This window comes from Dictyoglomus sp. SSW (assembly GCF_055181335.1).
This window is the reverse complement of record NZ_CM143705.1, coordinates 57369-74673: the sequence shown is the minus strand read 5'-3', so window position 1 is coordinate 74673 and position 17305 is coordinate 57369. Positions and strand designations below refer to the sequence as shown.

The 17305-nt window shown below is 32.2% G+C and carries 17 protein-coding genes; 5 read left to right on the top strand and 12 right to left on the bottom strand.

Annotated features, from left to right (window positions below):
• Positions 1-5 precede the first annotated feature (5 nt).
• The 8 genes from hypF to ACY3JM_RS00330 all read right to left on the bottom strand — a co-directional run bounded on the left by hypF (position 6) and on the right by ACY3JM_RS00330 (position 8463).
• On the bottom strand, positions 6-2243 hold the full coding sequence (gene hypF, locus ACY3JM_RS00365; protein WP_463082812.1) for a carbamoyltransferase HypF: 2238 nt from the start codon (positions 2241-2243) through the stop codon (positions 6-8).
• Positions 2243-2665 (bottom strand): hydrogenase maturation protease, encoded by a 423-nt coding sequence (locus tag ACY3JM_RS00360; RefSeq protein ID WP_463111402.1) that lies wholly within the window; start codon positions 2663-2665, stop codon positions 2243-2245. The genes hypF and ACY3JM_RS00360 overlap by 1 nt, the downstream gene beginning before the upstream one ends.
• On the bottom strand, positions 2662-4086 hold the full coding sequence (locus ACY3JM_RS00355) for a Ni/Fe hydrogenase subunit alpha (protein ID WP_463082810.1): 1425 nt from the start codon (positions 4084-4086) through the stop codon (positions 2662-2664). Before ACY3JM_RS00355 ends, ACY3JM_RS00360 begins: the two co-directional genes overlap by 4 nt.
• Before the next feature lie 13 nt (positions 4087-4099).
• On the bottom strand, positions 4100-4642 hold the full coding sequence (locus ACY3JM_RS00350; RefSeq protein WP_463111401.1) for an NADH-quinone oxidoreductase subunit B family protein: 543 nt from the start codon (positions 4640-4642) through the stop codon (positions 4100-4102).
• 15 nt (positions 4643-4657) lie between these two features.
• Positions 4658-6337 (bottom strand): 2Fe-2S iron-sulfur cluster-binding protein, encoded by a 1680-nt coding sequence (locus ACY3JM_RS00345; RefSeq protein WP_463111400.1) that lies wholly within the window; start codon positions 6335-6337, stop codon positions 4658-4660.
• A 28-nt stretch (positions 6338-6365) separates the two neighbouring features.
• Positions 6366-7097 (bottom strand): P-loop NTPase, encoded by a 732-nt coding sequence (locus ACY3JM_RS00340; protein WP_463111399.1) that lies wholly within the window; start codon positions 7095-7097, stop codon positions 6366-6368.
• A complete protein-coding gene (gene hypA, locus ACY3JM_RS00335) occupies positions 7094-7492 on the bottom strand; it encodes a hydrogenase nickel incorporation protein HypA (RefSeq protein WP_463082806.1) in 399 nt (132 codons plus the stop codon). The genes ACY3JM_RS00340 and hypA overlap by 4 nt, the downstream gene beginning before the upstream one ends.
• A gap of 104 nt (positions 7493-7596) precedes the next feature.
• Entirely contained in the window at positions 7597-8463 is an 867-nt protein-coding gene (locus tag ACY3JM_RS00330; RefSeq protein ID WP_463082805.1) for a homocysteine S-methyltransferase family protein, read from the bottom strand.
• Positions 8464-8533: 70 nt separating this feature from the next.
• Between ACY3JM_RS00330 and ACY3JM_RS00325 the strand changes: the two genes are divergently transcribed.
• Positions 8534-9757, top strand: a complete 1224-nt coding sequence (locus ACY3JM_RS00325; RefSeq protein ID WP_463111398.1) for a glycerol-3-phosphate acyltransferase — start codon at positions 8534-8536, stop codon at positions 9755-9757.
• Here the strand turns inward: ACY3JM_RS00325 and ACY3JM_RS00320 are convergent.
• On the bottom strand, positions 9754-10467 hold the full coding sequence (locus ACY3JM_RS00320) for a glycosyltransferase family 2 protein (protein ID WP_463082803.1): 714 nt from the start codon (positions 10465-10467) through the stop codon (positions 9754-9756). The two genes, ACY3JM_RS00325 and ACY3JM_RS00320, sit on opposite strands and share 4 nt — an antisense overlap.
• Positions 10468-10569: 102 nt before the next feature.
• On the opposite strand from ACY3JM_RS00320, the gene ACY3JM_RS00315 reads away from it, so the two are divergent.
• The 3 genes from ACY3JM_RS00315 to ACY3JM_RS00305 are packed head-to-tail and all read left to right on the top strand — an operon-like array spanning position 10570 to position 11931.
• A complete protein-coding gene (locus ACY3JM_RS00315) occupies positions 10570-11031 on the top strand; it encodes an RNA polymerase sigma factor (RefSeq protein ID WP_463111397.1) in 462 nt (153 codons plus the stop codon).
• Entirely contained in the window at positions 11021-11470 is a 450-nt protein-coding gene (locus ACY3JM_RS00310) for a hypothetical protein (RefSeq protein ID WP_463111396.1), read from the top strand. The genes ACY3JM_RS00315 and ACY3JM_RS00310 overlap by 11 nt, the downstream gene beginning before the upstream one ends.
• The gene (locus ACY3JM_RS00305; protein WP_463082800.1) at positions 11467-11931 is read left to right on the top strand and encodes a hypothetical protein; all 465 of its coding nucleotides are present in this window, start codon (positions 11467-11469) and stop codon (positions 11929-11931) included. Before ACY3JM_RS00310 ends, ACY3JM_RS00305 begins: the two co-directional genes overlap by 4 nt.
• A gap of 28 nt (positions 11932-11959) precedes the next feature.
• Here the strand turns inward: ACY3JM_RS00305 and ACY3JM_RS00300 are convergent, their stop codons facing one another.
• From ACY3JM_RS00300 to ACY3JM_RS00290, 3 genes are read right to left on the bottom strand one after another with little or no spacing between them, the layout of a single operon-like run.
• Positions 11960-13387: a phosphomannomutase/phosphoglucomutase gene (locus ACY3JM_RS00300; protein WP_463082799.1), complete on the bottom strand. Its 1428-nt coding sequence runs from the start codon at positions 13385-13387 to the stop codon at positions 11960-11962.
• 42 nt (positions 13388-13429) lie between these two features.
• Positions 13430-14602, bottom strand: a complete 1173-nt coding sequence (locus ACY3JM_RS00295; protein WP_463111395.1) for a M20 metallopeptidase family protein — start codon at positions 14600-14602, stop codon at positions 13430-13432.
• Positions 14599-15987, bottom strand: coding sequence for an HD domain-containing phosphohydrolase (locus ACY3JM_RS00290; RefSeq protein ID WP_463111394.1), 1389 nt, complete (start codon positions 15985-15987; stop codon positions 14599-14601). Before ACY3JM_RS00290 ends, ACY3JM_RS00295 begins: the two co-directional genes overlap by 4 nt.
• 72 nt (positions 15988-16059) lie before the next feature.
• Here ACY3JM_RS00290 and ACY3JM_RS00285 point away from each other — a divergent pair, with 72 nt between their 5' ends.
• Positions 16060-17295, top strand: a complete 1236-nt coding sequence (locus ACY3JM_RS00285; protein WP_463111393.1) for a competence/damage-inducible protein A — start codon at positions 16060-16062, stop codon at positions 17293-17295.
• Positions 17296-17305: the final 10 nt, after the last annotated feature.

The following is a 17305-nucleotide window of genomic DNA, read 5'->3' as shown; positions in this document are numbered from 1 at the left end:
AAATTTTATTCTTTTCCTAAAATAATCTGTCCTAAGGAGATTCCTCCATCATTGGTGGGTACATTTTTATGAGTGAATACTTCAAAACCTTTATTTCTTAATAAGGGTATAGTTGTTCTTAAAAGAAGTCTATTTTGAAATACACCTCCTGATAAGCCTATTTTATTGATTTTATATTCTTCTCTTAATATTTCTGAGATTTGTAGAATTATTTGGGTAATGGTGTTATGAAATTTTTTAGCGATATCCTTTTTCTCATACTTTTCTTTTTCTAAAATTATCTTTTCAATGGTCGGATATATATCAATCTTAAATGTTTCTTTTTCTTTTATCATTTTAAAGGGATAAAAGTCTTCTTCGTCAGATTCCATAGCTTCCATTTCAAGTTCTATGGCAGCTTGACCTTCATAATCTATTTTTTCCCTTATTCCTAAAAGGGCAGAGACTAAATCAAAAATTCTACCACAGGAGGATGTGTAAAATATGTTTTCATCTTTTTCAATTAATCTTTTTGTTATCTCTTTTTCAAATGGATCAATATGGGGGAATATCTTTTCAATTTCAGATGGTAAATATTTGGTTATATAAGATAGTGCAATTAATCTTGGGTTTTCTATAGCATAATCTCCTCCAGCCACTGGAAAATATTTAAAATGAGCTACTCTTTTTACTTCTTCCAAATTTCCTATAAATACTTCTCCACCCCATATATTTCCATCTTCCCCATATCCAGTACCATCAAAGGAGAAACAAATAATATTATCAGTGATTCCTCTATCTAAAAGTAGAGAGAAAAAGTGAGCTTTATGATGTTGAATGGCTTTTACCTCCATATATTTTTTAAATTTTTCTGCAAAATCTGTGGATAAATATTGGGGATGTAAGTCATGTACTAAGATTTCAGGCTCTATCCTAAATAGTCTGATGAACTCTTGAATTATTTCTTCATATACCTGAAGGGTATCTTTATCTTTTAAATCTCCAACATGGGGACTCATGAAAACATAATTTTCTTTACCAAGGGAAAAGGTGTTTTTCAGTTCTCCACCAAGGGCAAGAGTAGGCTTTATCTTTATAGGAATTTTTATTGGGTCAGGAGCATATCCTCTTGCTCTTCTTATAATATTTAATTCTTTGTTTTCTACAAAAACTACGCTATCATCTACTCTGTGGGCTATATTTCGGTTATGAAAGATAAATACATCCGCTATGTTTTTAAGTCTTTCCTTTGCATGGTCATTATCTTTAATAATAGGCTCATCAGATATATTTCCACTTGTCATTATGAGAGGTTTTGGAAAGTAATCAAATATGAGATAATGATAAGGCGTGTAGGGAAGCATTATGCCTAAATATTTGTTATTAGGAGCCACATATTCGGATATATCTCTTGGATCTTTAATTTTTAAAAGGACTATTGGTCTTTCTTTTGAAAGTAATATTTTTTCTTCATCCTCATTCACATAGCAGTATTTCTTTATCGTATCCATATCTTTCATCATAAGGGCAAAGGGTTTAGATGGTCTTTTCTTTCTCTCTCTTAATTTTATAACTGCTCTTTCATTAGTGGCATCACAGGCTAAATGGAAGCCACCAAGCCCTTTTATAGCTAATATTTTTCCTTCTTCTAAGTATTTTCCAATTTTTTCAAAAATGTTTGAAGCTTCTTCTCCATCTATCCAGAGAGTTGGTCCACAATCATAACAAGATATAGGTTGAGCATGAAATCTTCTTGATTCTGGATCGTGATATTCTTCTTCGCATCTTTCACACATCTGGAATATTTTCATGGTTGTTTTATCTCTGTCGTATGGTAAATCTTCAATAATGGTATATCTTGGGCCACAGTTAGTACAGTTTATAAATGGATAATTAAATCTGCGATCTTTTGGATCTCTCATTTCTTTAAAGCAGTCTTCACATATAGCTATATCTGGAGATATGAAGTTAAATCCAGTATCTTCTTTGCTTTCAATAATTGAGAAATCTATAATGTTTTCTGAGAGATTTATTTCTTCTTTTTCAATTTTTTCTATTTTGGAGAGAGGAGGGGCTTCTTTTACAAGATCATCTAAAAATTTTTTTATTTTTTCTTCCTCTCCTTGAATTAGTATATGAACAGATCCTGTAGAGTTTAAGATCCATCCTCTAAGATTTAGGCTTTTAGCAAGCCTGTATACAAAGGGTCTAAATCCAACTCCTTGAACAATTCCCCAGATTTTTATTTTATAGGTTTTTTCCATTATATATTTTCAAGAAATCCTTTTATAAATTCTAATCCTTTTTTTAGGTTTTCTAAAGCCTTTTCCGAGATTTCTTCTCCAAAATCAAAATCATACCCTCTTATGGATAGAAGATAAAATTCAGGATTTTTATTATAAAGAGTTTTTGTCCAGGAAAGTAGTTCTTCACAGGATGTGTGGTGGGTAAGAGGGGAAAAAGTCTTTTCTTCTGTTATTTTTTTAAATGATATTTCATCTCCTTCTATGGAAGCATCAATGAATATGACTATGTCATAATCTTTAAGGATTTCTGCCATATCCAAAGTAAGCTCCTGGACCTTGAGTTTTTCTACCTTATCATCTATAAGGTCCAGGAGCTTTATTCCTAAGCCATCATCTCTTCTATAAGGATTTCCAAAACCTACTAATAATACTTTTTTCAATCTCTTTTTATTGTATCCAAGAGATTTCCATCTTTATCATAAAGCTCTATTAGAAGGGGCATCTTTCCTATAGCATGGGTAGAGCAGGAGAGACATGGATCATAGCATCTTATGGCTCCCTCAACTCTATTTAGCATCCCTTCTTTTAAATTTTTCCCATCTATAAAGGCTTTTGCTACCTCTTCTACTGCCTTATTCATTGCCCAGTTATTATGTCCAGTTGATACTATCAAGTTTACTTTTTCAATAGTTCCTTTTTCATCTACCCAATAGTGATGAATTAGTGTACCACGAGGAGCTTCTACTACTCCAATTCCTTCCTCATTGACTACTTCTCCAAGCCTTAATACATCTTGGCTCATTGCGTCTGGATCCTCAAGAATTTCTCTTGTTCTTTCTAATGCATAGATGGTTTCAATTAATCTTGCATAATGGTAATATATGGATCCTTCAACTGGTTTTCCATTTCCAAGAGTTTTGAATTTTTTGAATTCTTCATTTGCTAAAGGTGTGCTTATTTTTTCCGCCACATTTAGTCTTGCAAGAGGTCCTACTCTATATACTCCCTCAGGATATCCAAAAGGTTTGTAATAGGGGAATTTTAAGTATGTCCAATCTTCCACTTTTTCTCCAATATATTTAAGATAGTACTTAGGCTTAAATTCTTTTACTATATTTCCATCTTTATCCATGAATCTTATTTTTCCATCATAAAGTTCTAATGATCCATCCTCTTTTACAAGTCCCATATAACCTGTGGAGAAGCTGGCAAATTTGTCACAAGTTTCTTTATTCTTCTCTATAAAGTCCTCTGCTATTTTTATACCCTCTTTTATATACTCTATCATCTCATCTATTCCTTTTAATATCTCGTCTCTTGCTTCGATAGATAGTGCAGAGTTTACTCCTCCAGGTATTGCAAATGTGGGATGTATTCTTCTTCCTGCTACAAGTTCAATAATTCTTTGTCCAAATTTTCTAAGCTTTACTGCTTTTAAAGCAAGTTGAGGATTAGCTTGAATTAATCCTACCACATTTCTTATTTTGGGATCAGCATCCCAACCAAGTATAAGATCTGGCCCTGCAAGCTCAAAAAAATGCATTGAATGGGATTGAATAAACTGCCCCATGTGGATTAGTTCTCTCAGAAGTTTAGCGGTCTTTGGTATATCTACTCCTATGATTTCATCAGTAGCTTTAGCAGATGCTAAATGGTGACTAATGGGGCATATTCCGCAGATTCTTGGTGTTATAATTGGCATTTCAGAGAAATGTCTTCCTTCAGAGAATTTTTCAAAGCCTCTAAATTGGTCTACATGCATAAAGGCTTTTTCCACTTTTCCATCTTCATTTAAATGGATTGTAACTCTTGCGTGTCCTTCTATTCTTGTAACTGGGCTTATGGTAATTTTTCTTTCCATAGTTCTCACCTCATTATTCATACTTAAGAAGTTCGCCTTCTAATTTAGGTACTCTTCCTTCTAAAATTTCTTTTAATACATAATAAATAGCATCTGCTGAGGGTGGACAACCTGGGATGTAGAAATCTACTTTTATAACTTCATTTACCGCTTTTACTTTGGGAAGATGTTTCCCTAGCTCTTCAGAAGAAGGTATTTTACCTTGTACTGTACTTTCAGTGGTAATGTAGCCTCTTTCAAGAAGTTCTTCTACAGAAACATAATTTCTCATGGTAGGAATTCCACCAAATACAGCACAATCTCCAAGGGCAACTATAAATTTACATTTTTCTCTCATCATTTTTACTTCTTCTTCATGATGGTCTGTAGCTACCGCTCCTTCAATTATTCCTATATCTGTTCCTTCATCAGGTATCTTTAAATCTGTTATAGGAGTAGCATCGATCTCCAAGCCTTTATTTATAAGTTCTACAAGTCTTTCATCCATATCCAAGAAGGACATATGGCATCCAGAACATCCCTCACACCATATGGAAGCTACTTTTATCTTACCCATTGTTTTCACCTCTTTTTAAGAAACTTTTTCTGCTCTTCCTAAGATTTGTGAAAGGAAAGTCTTTAAATCTACAGTGTCATATGTTGGTCTTAGTACTTTTTCTCTCTTTAACTTCTTTCCTTCTAAATTATAGAAAGTTCCTTCTCTTTCAAAACCGTTAGAGATTCCGACTAATACAGTTGCTTTGTGAATTTCATCATTTTCATATGGTGTAAATACAAAGACTGTTGAATCCTTTATGTTTAGATTCTTTAAGCCTTCTAAATTCTTTCCGAATACAAATACATATTCAGCAGTAATGTTGTTATGTTTTATTCCTAATTTTTGAAGCCCTAAGGAATTAGTCTCTTTTGGTAGATAGAGGAATTTGGCATTTGTTAATGAGGATAGGAGCTTTATTTCATCGCTATTTATATCCTTATATATAACTACTACGTCATCTTGTTTCTTAATTATTTCCAAAGCCATGGACATATCTTTTATGTTAAACACATAATCAGCAAGTTTAGCAAGACTATTAAATTCCTTATCTATCACCATAAGTTTTGCTTTATTTCCTATAACATTTCTTTTCACTATGGATCCTACGGTACCATATTCTCTATTGAGATCTGCACCAATAACAACGTAGAAGTTTCTATTATCCAAATCGTTTAAGGTTATATTAGATGATATGGGAATTTCCTCAGGATTGAGGGCATATACTTTATCTTTGAATAATTCTTTAATAAGCTCCAATTCTTCATTAAATAAAGTACCATCTACATAAGCGATTCCTTTATCTATCTTATCTTTTACTAATTTTATAAGTTGATCTTCACTAATTTTTCTGTATCCAAAATCATCTTTTACTCTTATTCCTGTTAATCTTTTCTTTTCATCATAAAGGGATAAATATCTTCCAACTTTGCAAAGAACTCCTTGAGATACATCAGAGTTCCAATCTCCATATATTTTTACTATGAAATTTGCTCCTTTCTTTTTATAAACCTCTATACCACATCCTACAGGACATAAGTCACAGTTTGTATAGATAACATCCGATTGTACTTCTCTCCCTAAGTAGGCAGATCTTTTATCTATGATAGCTCCTGTTGGACATACTTGGGCGCAAAGTCCACAAGATACGCAAGAGGACTTACCAAGGGGTATGTCCATATCTGCAATAATCATGGTATCAATTCCTCTTTCCATTTCACCAAGTACAAAATGTCCTGCTATTTCAGAACATGCTCTTACACATCTTCTACATAGTACACAGCGATTATGATCCATAATTATGAAGGGATGGGAATTGTCTACGGGGAATTTTCTCTCGTAAGTAGGAAACTCAAAGTGATCTAATCCAAATTCGTATCCCAGATCTTGAAGTTCACATTCACCAGTGACTTCACAATACATACAATAATGGTTCCTTTCGGTAAATAGGAGCTGTAAGACCAGTTTTCTTGAATTGATTACGTTAGGTGTATCGGTTTTTATGTCCATGTTGGGCTCTACAGGAGTTGTACAAGCAGTTTTTAAAACACCTCTATCTTCTACTACACACAGCCTACATGAACCTTGAGGCATAAGGGGTTCATAATGGCAAAGCACAGGTACGTGTATACCAAGTTCACTTAAGACTTGGAGTACAGTTTTACCAGGAGAAACTTCTACCTCACTTCCATTTACTTTAATCTTGATGTTCTCCATAGTCCACCCTCTCTCTTATACAAGATTTTTATACAAAGAAATTAACTATTTGAGAGATTTCTTCTGAGATAGGAGAATTTATTATTTCTTTATTATCTCCGTAATAATCTTCTAACTTATGGTAGAAGGAAATTTTTCCTAAATAGTTTATACCTAAACTATTACATTTTTCTTTTACAAAATCTTGATCTCCTATTTTCATGTTCTCAATGAGCCCAATTATGGGTATATTTTGATCTTTTAAAAATATTATAAGCTTTTCTACTGTTTCCATGGCAATTTTCGTAGAGTTTGTTACTATAAGAAATTCCAATCTATTGATTAATCTTATAAGATCTAAGAGTATCTCTCCCATTCCAGGAGGCATATCTATAATAAGGAAGTCAAGAGAATTCCATCTTGTAATTGTGAATAGCTCAATCAGGGTGTCTGTTAATTCTTTCCCTCTCATAATAAGGGGTTTGTTTTGGGTAAAGTAAATGATGGACATGAAATCAATATTGTTAATATTTACCGGTTTTAGGCCATATTCCTCTTTGGGAAAGGAATGTTGATTGTTCAAAAGAATATGTAACGAAGGACCATATAAATCAAGATCTAAAAGTCCTATTTTATAATTTTTTTCCTTTAACAAAAGGGCCAAAAGTGTAGATATAATGCTTTTTCCAACTCCTCCCTTTCCACTTGCTACAGGTATAATTCTTTTTACGTTTTCTAACCTTTTTTCAATTACTGATAATCTGGGATCAATGAGTTTCATAATACATCCTCTATAAATACTCCTCTTCCTTCTGTTATTTCAAAATCAGGGCTTCCACATTTTGGACATTTAATATATACATGGATGGTTTCTGGCACAAAGTGAATTGCTTCTTTTTCTTCTTCATTAAGTTGGTTGAAACTTTCGTAAAAAGCCCATTTATGTCCACAAAAATTGCATAATAGATAAGCTGTAAAATTCTCATATTTTATTTCTGCATTCTCTAAAATTGTGTCTTTAGAAAGTTCTTTTAATGCAAAATCAAAAATTTCTAAATCTATTTGTTGAATTTCTCCTACTTTTAACAATAAAGTTTTTACCTCTCTCAGATTTTTATTCTGAGCTATTTCTAAAGCTGTGTTTACAACACCTTCTGCTAAAGCCCACTCGTGCATTTTTTAACAAATCCTTTTTGTTTTTGATTTTATCTAAATTTTGTATAAATATCAAGAATTAAATACTTCCAAGGGTATATGAAATTATAGGCTATTAAAGATTGTTATAATATAGGATAGAACTCTTTGAATACACCTATATGTGTAGGGGTAGTACCACAACAACCCCCTATAAAATCTATACCTAAGTTAAGCATCTCTTCTACAAATTTTTTAAAATCATTGGGAGTAGCGGGATATATAAGTTTTCCATTTTCCCATTTAGGAATTCCTGCATTAGGTTGAATAAGTACTGGAAGGTCTGTAGTTTCTCGTATAATTTTAGCGATCTTAACCATATCTTCTATACCTTTTCCACAATTTGCTCCCACAAAGTCTGCTCCTTCTTCTTGTAATTTTTTAATAGATGTTTCTACTTCATCCCCAAAAGGAGTTTTTCCTTGATTTCCAATCCATTCAAAACTCATAGTTACTCCAACCAAGGTGTTGTATTTTTTCGCAGATTTTAGGGCTATCAAGGCTTCTTGTAGAGAAATCATGGTCTCTATAAGTATGAAATCAACACCAGTATCTACTAATATTTTTATCTGTTCGGAAAATACCTCTTCGGCTTCTTCTTCATTTATATCTCCAAAGGGTGCCAAAAGTTCACCTAAGGGACCTATTGATCCTGCAATGAATACTTTTCCTTCTGATGCTTTTTTGGCTATTTCTACCCCTTTTCTATTTATTTCCTCAATCTTGTCCTCAAGTCCTGCTCTTCTTAACCTTATTCTATTACCACCAAAAGTATTGGTTTCTATAACCATGGCTCCTGCCTTTATGTAATCTCTATGTACTTCTTCAACTAAGGATGGATTTTGAAGGTTTAATATTTCAGGAGGAGATCCTAGAGGAAGACCTCTTCTCTGTAGCTCTGTGCCCATAGCTCCATCAAAAAATAATTTTTTTGGAAGATTTATTCTTTTCATAATGGGAAGTATAGCATAAAATGAATTAGAAAGGGTAGTAATAAGAAATAAAATTTTTGGGGGCGTAAATATGACCACTTTAGTTAGGGTTCTTATATCGTCCTTAATAGGATATCTTTTTGGTTCCTTTTTACCAGGTTATTTTTTACCTCTGTGGATTAAAAAGATTGATATTAGGAAAGTAGGAGATGGTAATCCTGGCACATTGAATGTAAAAAGGACAGTTGGAGGATTCTTAGCCTTTATTACTGCTTTATATGATGTTCTTAAAGGATTTATACCTATGTTTATAGTTAATTATCTATTTAAATATTCTCTTCCCTATACATATTTGGCAGGTTTTTCTGCTGTTTTGGGGCATAAATTTCCCTTTTATTTGGATTTTAGAGGGGGAAGAGGGTTTGCTACTTCTTTAAGTCTTTTCTTTTTTATATTTTTTAAGGTAATTTGCCAAAGCTTTTCAGTATTGCAGGTCTTTTATCTTTTATCATATATTATTCTTTATGCTTTATTGCTTAATATGGCCATAAAGGGTAAGGGTGATGTATTTACTATGACCATGTTTCCTATTATAGTTACTTTTGTAGGGCTTAATATTGGCTTGAATGCAGACTTTTGGTTTATGTTTTCTTTAGTTTTTATTATTGTTATGGAGGCAGTTAAAAACTTAATAAGGGATGGATTTAAATTTTACACTGAAAAACATACATTTTGGAGGATAATGTCACGTCCCTTTGCTTTATTCTTTATACCTCTTACTATTATATTTTCCAGAATATTTGTAATTATATTGATAGGCATAATTCTTGCTCTTTTCTTTACAATTGATCTCTTAAGGATTTTATTATGGAAAGTAGAGAACTTTTTCCAGTTTGAATTTTTTAAAAACTTCAGAATTTTTAAGGAGAAAGAGAAGGGTAGAGTTTCTTCTATAACAAACTTTCTTCTTGGAATATTTTTGAGTTTTGTCCTTTTTGATATAAATATTTCTTTTGCTTCTCTTGGATTCACATCCCTTGGAGATATGATGGCAAAATGGATTGGAATCAATTTTGGTGAAAGAAAGATATTTAAGAGTAGTAAAAAGACATTGGAGGGTTCTCTCGGTTTTCTATGTGCTAGTATAACTTGTGCTTTCTTTCTTTGGTATTTTAATATATTACCCTTTTATTTAGTGTTTATAGGAGTAATAATAGCTTCCATTGTTGAAGCTGTTCCAAACCCTATTGATGATAATTTTAGTGTGCCTATAATATCAGGAACAGTAATGGAGTTATTATATAGGCTTTTTTAACGAAGTACTTTGTATTTGATCTTTTTCTTTTTATTATAGGGCAGGGATGCATAGTACATCCATTGGAATAATTGTTTTATCCATCCATTTTTCTCAAATCTTCTTGTGGATGAGTAGACCTTATTAGTCTTAAAGAAGAAATATTTTGCCCTTTTCCTACATTGTCTTATCATCATGGTATCTTCATCAAAGGTTAAGCTTTCATCATATCTGAGATCCTTTAAAAGATCCCTTCTTATTATCTGTATAGATCTTGTTGTTTTTGTGGTCTTATTGGCAAAATTATAAAAATGGTACCAACATCTTGCTTTTTTTGAATCTGGATAAGGTAGGAGTGATACCATACCACATCCTAAATTTTCATTAGCATGTTCATGTAGATATTTGTTAAGATCCTTTAAGAAATCTTTTTCAAAATAGGTATCCGCATCTAAGAATATCGCCCAATTACTGTTTTCAGAGAGATTTTCAATGCCTATATTTTTGGCTTTAGAAACACCTGATTCCTCTATGGATATAATTTTAAACCATGAAGGAGAAAATTTTCTGATTACATCAAGGGTACTGTCTGTAGATCCGTTTTCTACTATGATTACTTCTAATTTTTCTTGAGGATAATCTATTTCTTTGAGATGTTCGATGGTGTACTCCACATATCCTACTTCATTGTGGGCGGGTATTACAATTGAGAAAAAGTAATAGTCATCCAAGAAATATGTCTCCTTTCATGCAATTTAGCATTTATTTTATAACATAAAGAGAGCTTATGCAATTTTTGGAAAATTTATATATCTGTTATATAATTTTATTAAATGGATTATATTGAGAAATATTTTAAGATTTATGGTGAAGAAATTTACAGATTTCTGAGAAGATTTTTGAAGGATGAGGAGATAGCAAAAGATATCCTTCAGGAAACTTTTCTGAAAGCCATGAAGGTATCCTTAGAAGAAGAAAAAGCAAAGAATTATCTTTTTAAGATAGCCAAAAATCTTGCTATTGATTATTTAAAAAAAGAGAGAAGATGGGTTTATGAGGAAGAATTATTAGAAGGGAGTGTAGAAGATCCTGAGTGTATAATAGAGAGGGAGGATATATGGAGACCTCTGAATGAAATTGAGAAGGAAATTTTAATTTTTTATTATTATAAAGGCTATTCCTATGAGGAGATAAGTAAAAAACTGAGTATTCCTCTTAATACCATAAAAAGTCATATTTATAGGGCTAAAAAAAAGATATATAATTATTTACAAGGAGAGAAAAATGAATTGTGAAGAATTTAGAGAGAAAATGTTTTTATACCCTGATGTAGATGGGGATTTCTTTTTACATCTTCAATCTTGTGAAGAGTGTAAAAAGGAATTTGATAAGTTTTTACAAGTAGAAAAAATTATCAGTGAAAAAGTTTATGAGGCAGGAATAAGAGAGGAATGGGAGAGAGTATCTCTTGATATACTTAAAAGGTTAAGATTAGAAGCAATAAAAAGAAAGATTTTAATTATCTTCTTAATATTTTTAGAACTAATTTTCTTCTTTTTATTTATCTTTGTTATTTATAGGTTTTTAAAGGTTTTTTCCTTTAATTTTTCATTTATTTATTTGATCTTTAAAGGCCTTTTAGTTCTTATTTCTCAAATGAACTTTTATCTTTTTTTATTGACTCTTATATTATTTATCTTCTATACAGAATTTAAAAAAAGATCCTTTAGGTGAAAAGGTTGGATAGAAAAGAGATTGATTTAGAGAAATTAGAAAAATCTATTAGGAATATAGTTAGGAGAATGAATATAGAGGATATAGTGAGACGGGCTATTGAACATTATGATCCTCCTACTCTGAACGGTATTGTAGCTTTAGATCTAAAAACAGGTGAGGTATTTAGCTATTCTTCTTTGGAAAATCCTGTATTTAATAATACTATTGTTACCCTTTATGTACTTTCTATATCTCGTTTCCCTTTAGATAGACTATTTTCTGAAAAAGATTTAAATATTGCTAAAATGCTTCTTGGGGATAGTTGGAATTTAAGTGCCAGGGATATTGCGAATGCTCTTGGTAAGGATTTTAAAGAGATAGAGGATAAAATATTTGAAATTATTATGGATGAGGATTCACCAGAAGAAGAGATAATCGAAAATGTTCTAAGTTATGTAAGAAAAGTTATTTCTTTGTAGAAGAGGAGAAGGGGCTTAGCCCTTCTCCTTAGCAAGCTTCTTTGATTATACTTTCAAAAACCTTATGGTAAAATTCTAATTTTTCAGGGGAATTTGCTTCAAATCTTAATACAATTACTGGTTCTGTATTACTTGCTCTTGCTAATGCCCATCCATCAGAAAATTCAATTCTTACACCATCTATTGTTATGACCTTCTGTATATCTTTTTCTATTTCAGGATACTTTTCTTTTAATCTATCAAAGAAGGTCTTAATGATCTCAAATTTTTTCTCTTCACTGCAATGGACTCTGATCTCTGGTGATGCATATACTTCGGGAAATTCTTTAAGAAAATCAGAGAAAACAAAATTTGGATTATTAAGCTTTTCTATTGCATATAGTTCTACGAGTCTAAAAGTTGCGTAGATGGCATCATCATACCCGAAAAATCTGTCATTAAAGAATATATGTCCACTCATTTCTCCTGCAAAAAGTGCATCTTCTTCTCTTAGCTTTTTCTTAATAAGGGAATGGCCTACAGGGGATAGTACTGGAAGTCCTCCTAATTTTTCTATTAGGTCAAAAAGATATTTGGAGCATTTGACTTCTCCTATGATTTTTCCTCCTGGTCTTTCCTTTAATATTCCTTTGGCAAAGATATAGGCTAATCTATCTCCATATACAACTTCTGCCTTTTCGTCTACGATTCCCAACCTATCAGCATCTCCGTCATAAGCTATACCAAAATCAGCCTTTTCTTTTAATATGGTTTCTCGTAATGTCTTTAAAGTTTCAATTACCGTAGGATCAGGGTGATGATTTGGGAAGTTTCCATCAGGTTCTGAGAATAAATCAATTACTTCAATTCCAAGTTTTCTAAGTACATCAGGAGCCACCAATCCTCCACATCCATTTCCAGAATCTACAACTAATTTTATGCTTCCTTTAGGGAGTTTTGTTATGGCGGAATTTCCAAATTCATTAATGAGAAATTCTTTGTATAAAGATATGATGTCAAAGGTTTCATAAGTGCCCTCTTTATTTGGTATTTGATCTTTAAGATTAATTGCTATCTCATATAACTCTTGAATTTGAGGACCATAAATAGTTTCCTTCCCTACACAGATTTTCATGCCATTAAACTGAGGTGGATTATGGCTTCCTGTAATCATAATACCGCCATCTACAGGGAGCTTGAAAAGTGAAAAATAAAGAAGTGGGGTTGGGCAGAGCCCTATATCTATAACGCTTATCCCTGAAGATCTTAAACCTTCAATTAGTCCTTCTGAAAGTTCTTTTGAAGATAATCTTGCATCTCTTCCTACTGAAACCTTTAGATCTTCTTTATTTATTCTTTTTTTTATAAATTCTGCGTAAGCTTTTCCAATTGTTTTGGCTACTTCTCTATTTAAATTTTTTGGTACTTCTCCCCTTATATCATACATTCTAAATATAGTTTTATCTAAGTTAAACATTTATTACTTCCTCCCTCTTAACATTTTTTATTTTCACAAAAATTATATCAGATTTTGTAATGCTATTCTAACAAACATTTCTATACCAATTGCCATGGCTTCTTCATCAAAATCAAAATAGGCTGAGTGATGGGGTTGAATAAAGCCTTTTTCTTCATTTCTTGAACCAAGGAAAAACATGGCTCCAGGCCTTTCTTCTAAAAAGTATGAAAAGTCTTCTCCTCCCATGGAGGGAGTCATTTCCTCTATATTATCTTCACCTATAACTTCTTTTGCTATATTTTTAACAAATTCTGCCTCATGATCATCATTTTTTCCTGGAGGATATCCAAATTGATATTCCAGATCTACCTTACAGCCAAAGGCTTCTCCTATTTTTTGAGATATGGTTTTAATTCTATCTCTTACTTTTTCTGCTATTTTTCTATCAAAGCTTCTTACTGTACCTTGAATTTCTGCTTCCTCTGGAATTACATTAAAGGTATTACCGCTTTGAATTTTACAAACACTTAGTACAAAAGGAGTTAAAGGATCTATCTCTCTTGAGGGGATGGCTTGAAGGGCTTGAACCATATTTACTGTTACGATAACGGGATCAATAGTGTGATGAGGTGCAGATCCATGTCCTCCCTTTCCCTTTATCTTTATAGTAAAGGCATCCGCTTGAGCACAGAATACCCCTTTTCTTATTGCTATTTTACCTTTCGGTAAAAGATTCCATAGGTGAAGGGCATAAACTTTCTCTACATATGGATTTTCAAGGATTCCTTCTTTAATCATAAGTTCCGCTCCACCTGGAGGAAGCTCTTCAGCGGGTTGGAAGGCAAATTTAACATTTCCTTTTAATTGATCTCTAAGTTTACTAAGAATTTTGACAGTGCCTAATAATATGGCTGTATGACCATCATGTCCACATGCATGCATAACTCCTTTGTGCTTTGATTTATATGGTACATTATTCAACTCCTCCAAAGGTAAAGCATCAATATCAGCTCTGAACAAGATAGTCTTCCCATTTTCCTTCCCTCTTAATATGCCTAAAACTCCTGTTTTAGCTACATTTTTCCTTACCTCAATTCCATTTTTTTCAAGATAGCTTACTATTTTCTCAGAAGTTTTATATTCTTGAAACCCTAACTCAGGATACATGTGAAAGCTTCTTCTAAGCTCGATTACCTCTGGAAGTATTTCCTTGATCATCTCTTTTAAATTCATAGTCTTATCCTCCCTTTGTCTATGGCATATAGTAAAGCATCAACCACATTAGGATCATATAAAATACCTTTATTATTTTTAATTTCGTCTATAGCAATTTCTAAGGGTAGGGCAGGACGATAAGGTCTATGAGATGTCATAGCTTCTAACACATCTGCTACTCCTATTATTCTTGCTTCTATAAGAATCTCATCATTTTTAAGGCCTAAAGGATATCCTGATCCATTTATTCTTTCATGATGTTGATATACTACAGGAGCCACTTCTTGTAAAATATTTATTCTTTTCAGGATATTATAGCCTGTTTCTGTATGTGTATTTACGAGTCTCTTCTCCAATGGAGTTAGTGGACCTGGTTTGTTTAAAATCTCAGAGGGAATAGAAAGTTTTCCTATATCATGTAATAAAGCACAAATATTTAAAAACCTTATCCTTTCTTGAGTGAAACCCAATAGTTTCCCTATAACTGAAGATATTTTAGCAACCCTTTTTTGATGTCCAGAGGTATATGGGTCTTTTAGTTCTACAAGCTCGGAAGATACTTTTATTACTTGATATAATGAGGATCTTGCTCTTCTTTCTTCTATGGTTTTCTCTTCTAATTCTTTTTCTAATATTTCGTATAACTTGGCATTTTCTATTGCAAGACCGATAATAGGTATCATGAAGGATAGTTTTTCTATATCATTTTGAGTAAACGAATAGGGTTTGTCGCTATCAAGACCTATAATACCTATAAGATTATTGTTATATATGATAGGAATTATCAGATGAGATTTAATCCATGATGTTTCTGGTATGTATACCCAATTCGGATATTCATCAGTATTTTCTATAAGTAGGGGACTTTTGGTGGATATAACTGTTTTTATTGTGTAAAACTCTTTTTCTGTCAGTTCTAAGGTCTTGATAAAATCTGCTATATTGTATTTTTCATATCCTCTAAAAGCTAAAAATTTAATTTTATCTTCATAAAGTATTCCAATATTTGCAGATGTGTAGCTTACCACTTTTTCTATTTCTTCTAATATCTTTTCTAAAATTTTTCTTATATTTTCTACTTTATTTTTCGCTTCTAAGTCTTTTAAAAATTCCTTTATTTCAAGGAGGATAATCTCAAATAGGCTAAGGTCTAAATTTGTAAGCTTCTCTTCTCCCTTGATTATTAATGTTAAAGGTTTTTCAGCGGTTTGTAGCAATTTTGAGCATTCATTTTCTGAATTTAGATATTTGGAGCTTAAATGGTAATAAATATTTAGCTTATAAGGTCTAAGTTCATTATTTATTCTATTTATACAGTCTTCAAGATTTTCAGACCTTTTTGTTGCGTCTTTAATCTTCAGTAGTAAATTAAGATAGTTCAACATATTCTCCTTATTAACCATAATTAAAAATTATTGTAAACTATTATAATAATATCATGTAAAAGTAACTTTTAAAAGGAAAGAAAAATAGATATGATTTGTGAAGTATTATCAGTAGGGACAGAGCTTCTTCTTGGAGATATTTTAAATACCAATACACAATACTTAAACAGACGACTTGCTGAACTTGGTATAACGGTATATTTCAATACTACTGTAGGTGATAATCCTCAAAGATTAAAAAATGCTCTTGAAATTGCTTTTTCAAGAAGTGACATGGTAATTGCCACAGGAGGGCTTGGACCTACTAAGGATGATCTTACTAAAGAAGTTTCTGCTGAATTTTTTGGTAAAAAACTAATCCTACATGAAGAATCTTTAAATAGAATAAAAGAGTTTTTTGAAAAAAGAGGTTTACCTCTTACAGAAGGAAATATAAAACAGGCATATATAATTGAAGGGAGCAAAGTGATACCAAATGATTGGGGAACAGCTCCTGGATTGATTTTGGAGACTAATGGAAAAATATTAATTCTTCTTCCTGGTCCACCAAGAGAGATGATACCTATGTTTGAAACATACGTGGTACCATATCTTCTTACTCTTTCTTCCGAGACTATTCAGTCAAAAGTATTAAGAATCTGTGGTTTAGGGGAAAGTTTTATGGAAGAGAGGGTAAAGGATTTAATAGAAAATCAAACCAATCCAACAATAGCTCCTTATGCAAAAGAAGGAGAGGCTATTTTAAGAATAACAGCTAAGGCAAAAAGTAAAGAAGAAGCAGAGAAATTAATAGAAGAAGTGGAGAGAAAGATAAGAAGAAGATTAGGAGACTTTATTTACGGAGAAGGAGATATTACTCTTGAAGAGGTAGTCGTTAAATTATTGATGGAGAAGGGAAGAACTATTGCTATTGCTGAATCATGTACAGGAGGAATGATATCATCAAGAATTGTTAATGTGCCTGGAGTTTCAAAAGTGTTTAAGGAAGCAATTATTGCTTATAGTAATGAAGCAAAGATTAAGAGACTAAATGTTTCGGAAGAGACTTTGAGAAAATATGGGGCTGTAAGTAAAGAGTGTGCATTAGAGATGGCAAGAAATGTGGCTTTGATGTCAGGAGCAGATATAGGTCTTTCTGCTACTGGGATTGCTGGGCCTGAGGGTGGAACTTCTAATAAGCCTGTAGGACTTGTATATTTGGGGCTCTACATGAATGGAGCAGAGGATTATAAAGAGTTGAAACTTTCTGGTGATAGAAATAGAATTAGATTATATACTACTATAAATGCATTAGATTTTTTAAGGAGGCATATTTTAAATTCGTAAAATAATATAT

Bases quoted from the DNA above. Each gene is read 5' to 3' on its own strand.
- hypF (WP_463082812.1), bottom strand. From the start codon at position 2,243: ATGGAAAAAACCTATAAAATAAAAATCTGGGGAATTGTTCAAGGAGTT.
- ACY3JM_RS00355 (WP_463082810.1), bottom strand. From the start codon at position 4,086: ATGGAAAGAAAAATTACCATAAGCCCAGTTACAAGAATAGAAGGACAC.
- ACY3JM_RS00350 (WP_463111401.1), bottom strand. From the start codon at position 4,642: ATGGGTAAGATAAAAGTAGCTTCCATATGGTGTGAGGGATGTTCTGGA.
- ACY3JM_RS00345 (WP_463111400.1), bottom strand. From the start codon at position 6,337: ATGGAGAACATCAAGATTAAAGTAAATGGAAGTGAGGTAGAAGTTTCT.
- ACY3JM_RS00340 (WP_463111399.1), bottom strand. From the start codon at position 7,097: ATGAAACTCATTGATCCCAGATTATCAGTAATTGAAAAAAGGTTAGAA.
- hypA (WP_463082806.1), bottom strand. From the start codon at position 7,492: ATGCACGAGTGGGCTTTAGCAGAAGGTGTTGTAAACACAGCTTTAGAA.
- ACY3JM_RS00330 (WP_463082805.1), bottom strand. From the start codon at position 8,463: ATGAAAAGAATAAATCTTCCAAAAAAATTATTTTTTGATGGAGCTATG.
- ACY3JM_RS00325 (WP_463111398.1), top strand. From the start codon at position 8,534: ATGACCACTTTAGTTAGGGTTCTTATATCGTCCTTAATAGGATATCTT.
- ACY3JM_RS00315 (WP_463111397.1), top strand. From the start codon at position 10,570: ATGGATTATATTGAGAAATATTTTAAGATTTATGGTGAAGAAATTTAC.
- ACY3JM_RS00310 (WP_463111396.1), top strand. From the start codon at position 11,021: ATGAATTGTGAAGAATTTAGAGAGAAAATGTTTTTATACCCTGATGTA.
- ACY3JM_RS00300 (WP_463082799.1), bottom strand. From the start codon at position 13,387: ATGTTTAACTTAGATAAAACTATATTTAGAATGTATGATATAAGGGGA.
- ACY3JM_RS00295 (WP_463111395.1), bottom strand. From the start codon at position 14,602: ATGAATTTAAAAGAGATGATCAAGGAAATACTTCCAGAGGTAATCGAG.
- ACY3JM_RS00290 (WP_463111394.1), bottom strand. From the start codon at position 15,987: ATGGTTAATAAGGAGAATATGTTGAACTATCTTAATTTACTACTGAAG.
- ACY3JM_RS00285 (WP_463111393.1), top strand. From the start codon at position 16,060: ATGATTTGTGAAGTATTATCAGTAGGGACAGAGCTTCTTCTTGGAGAT.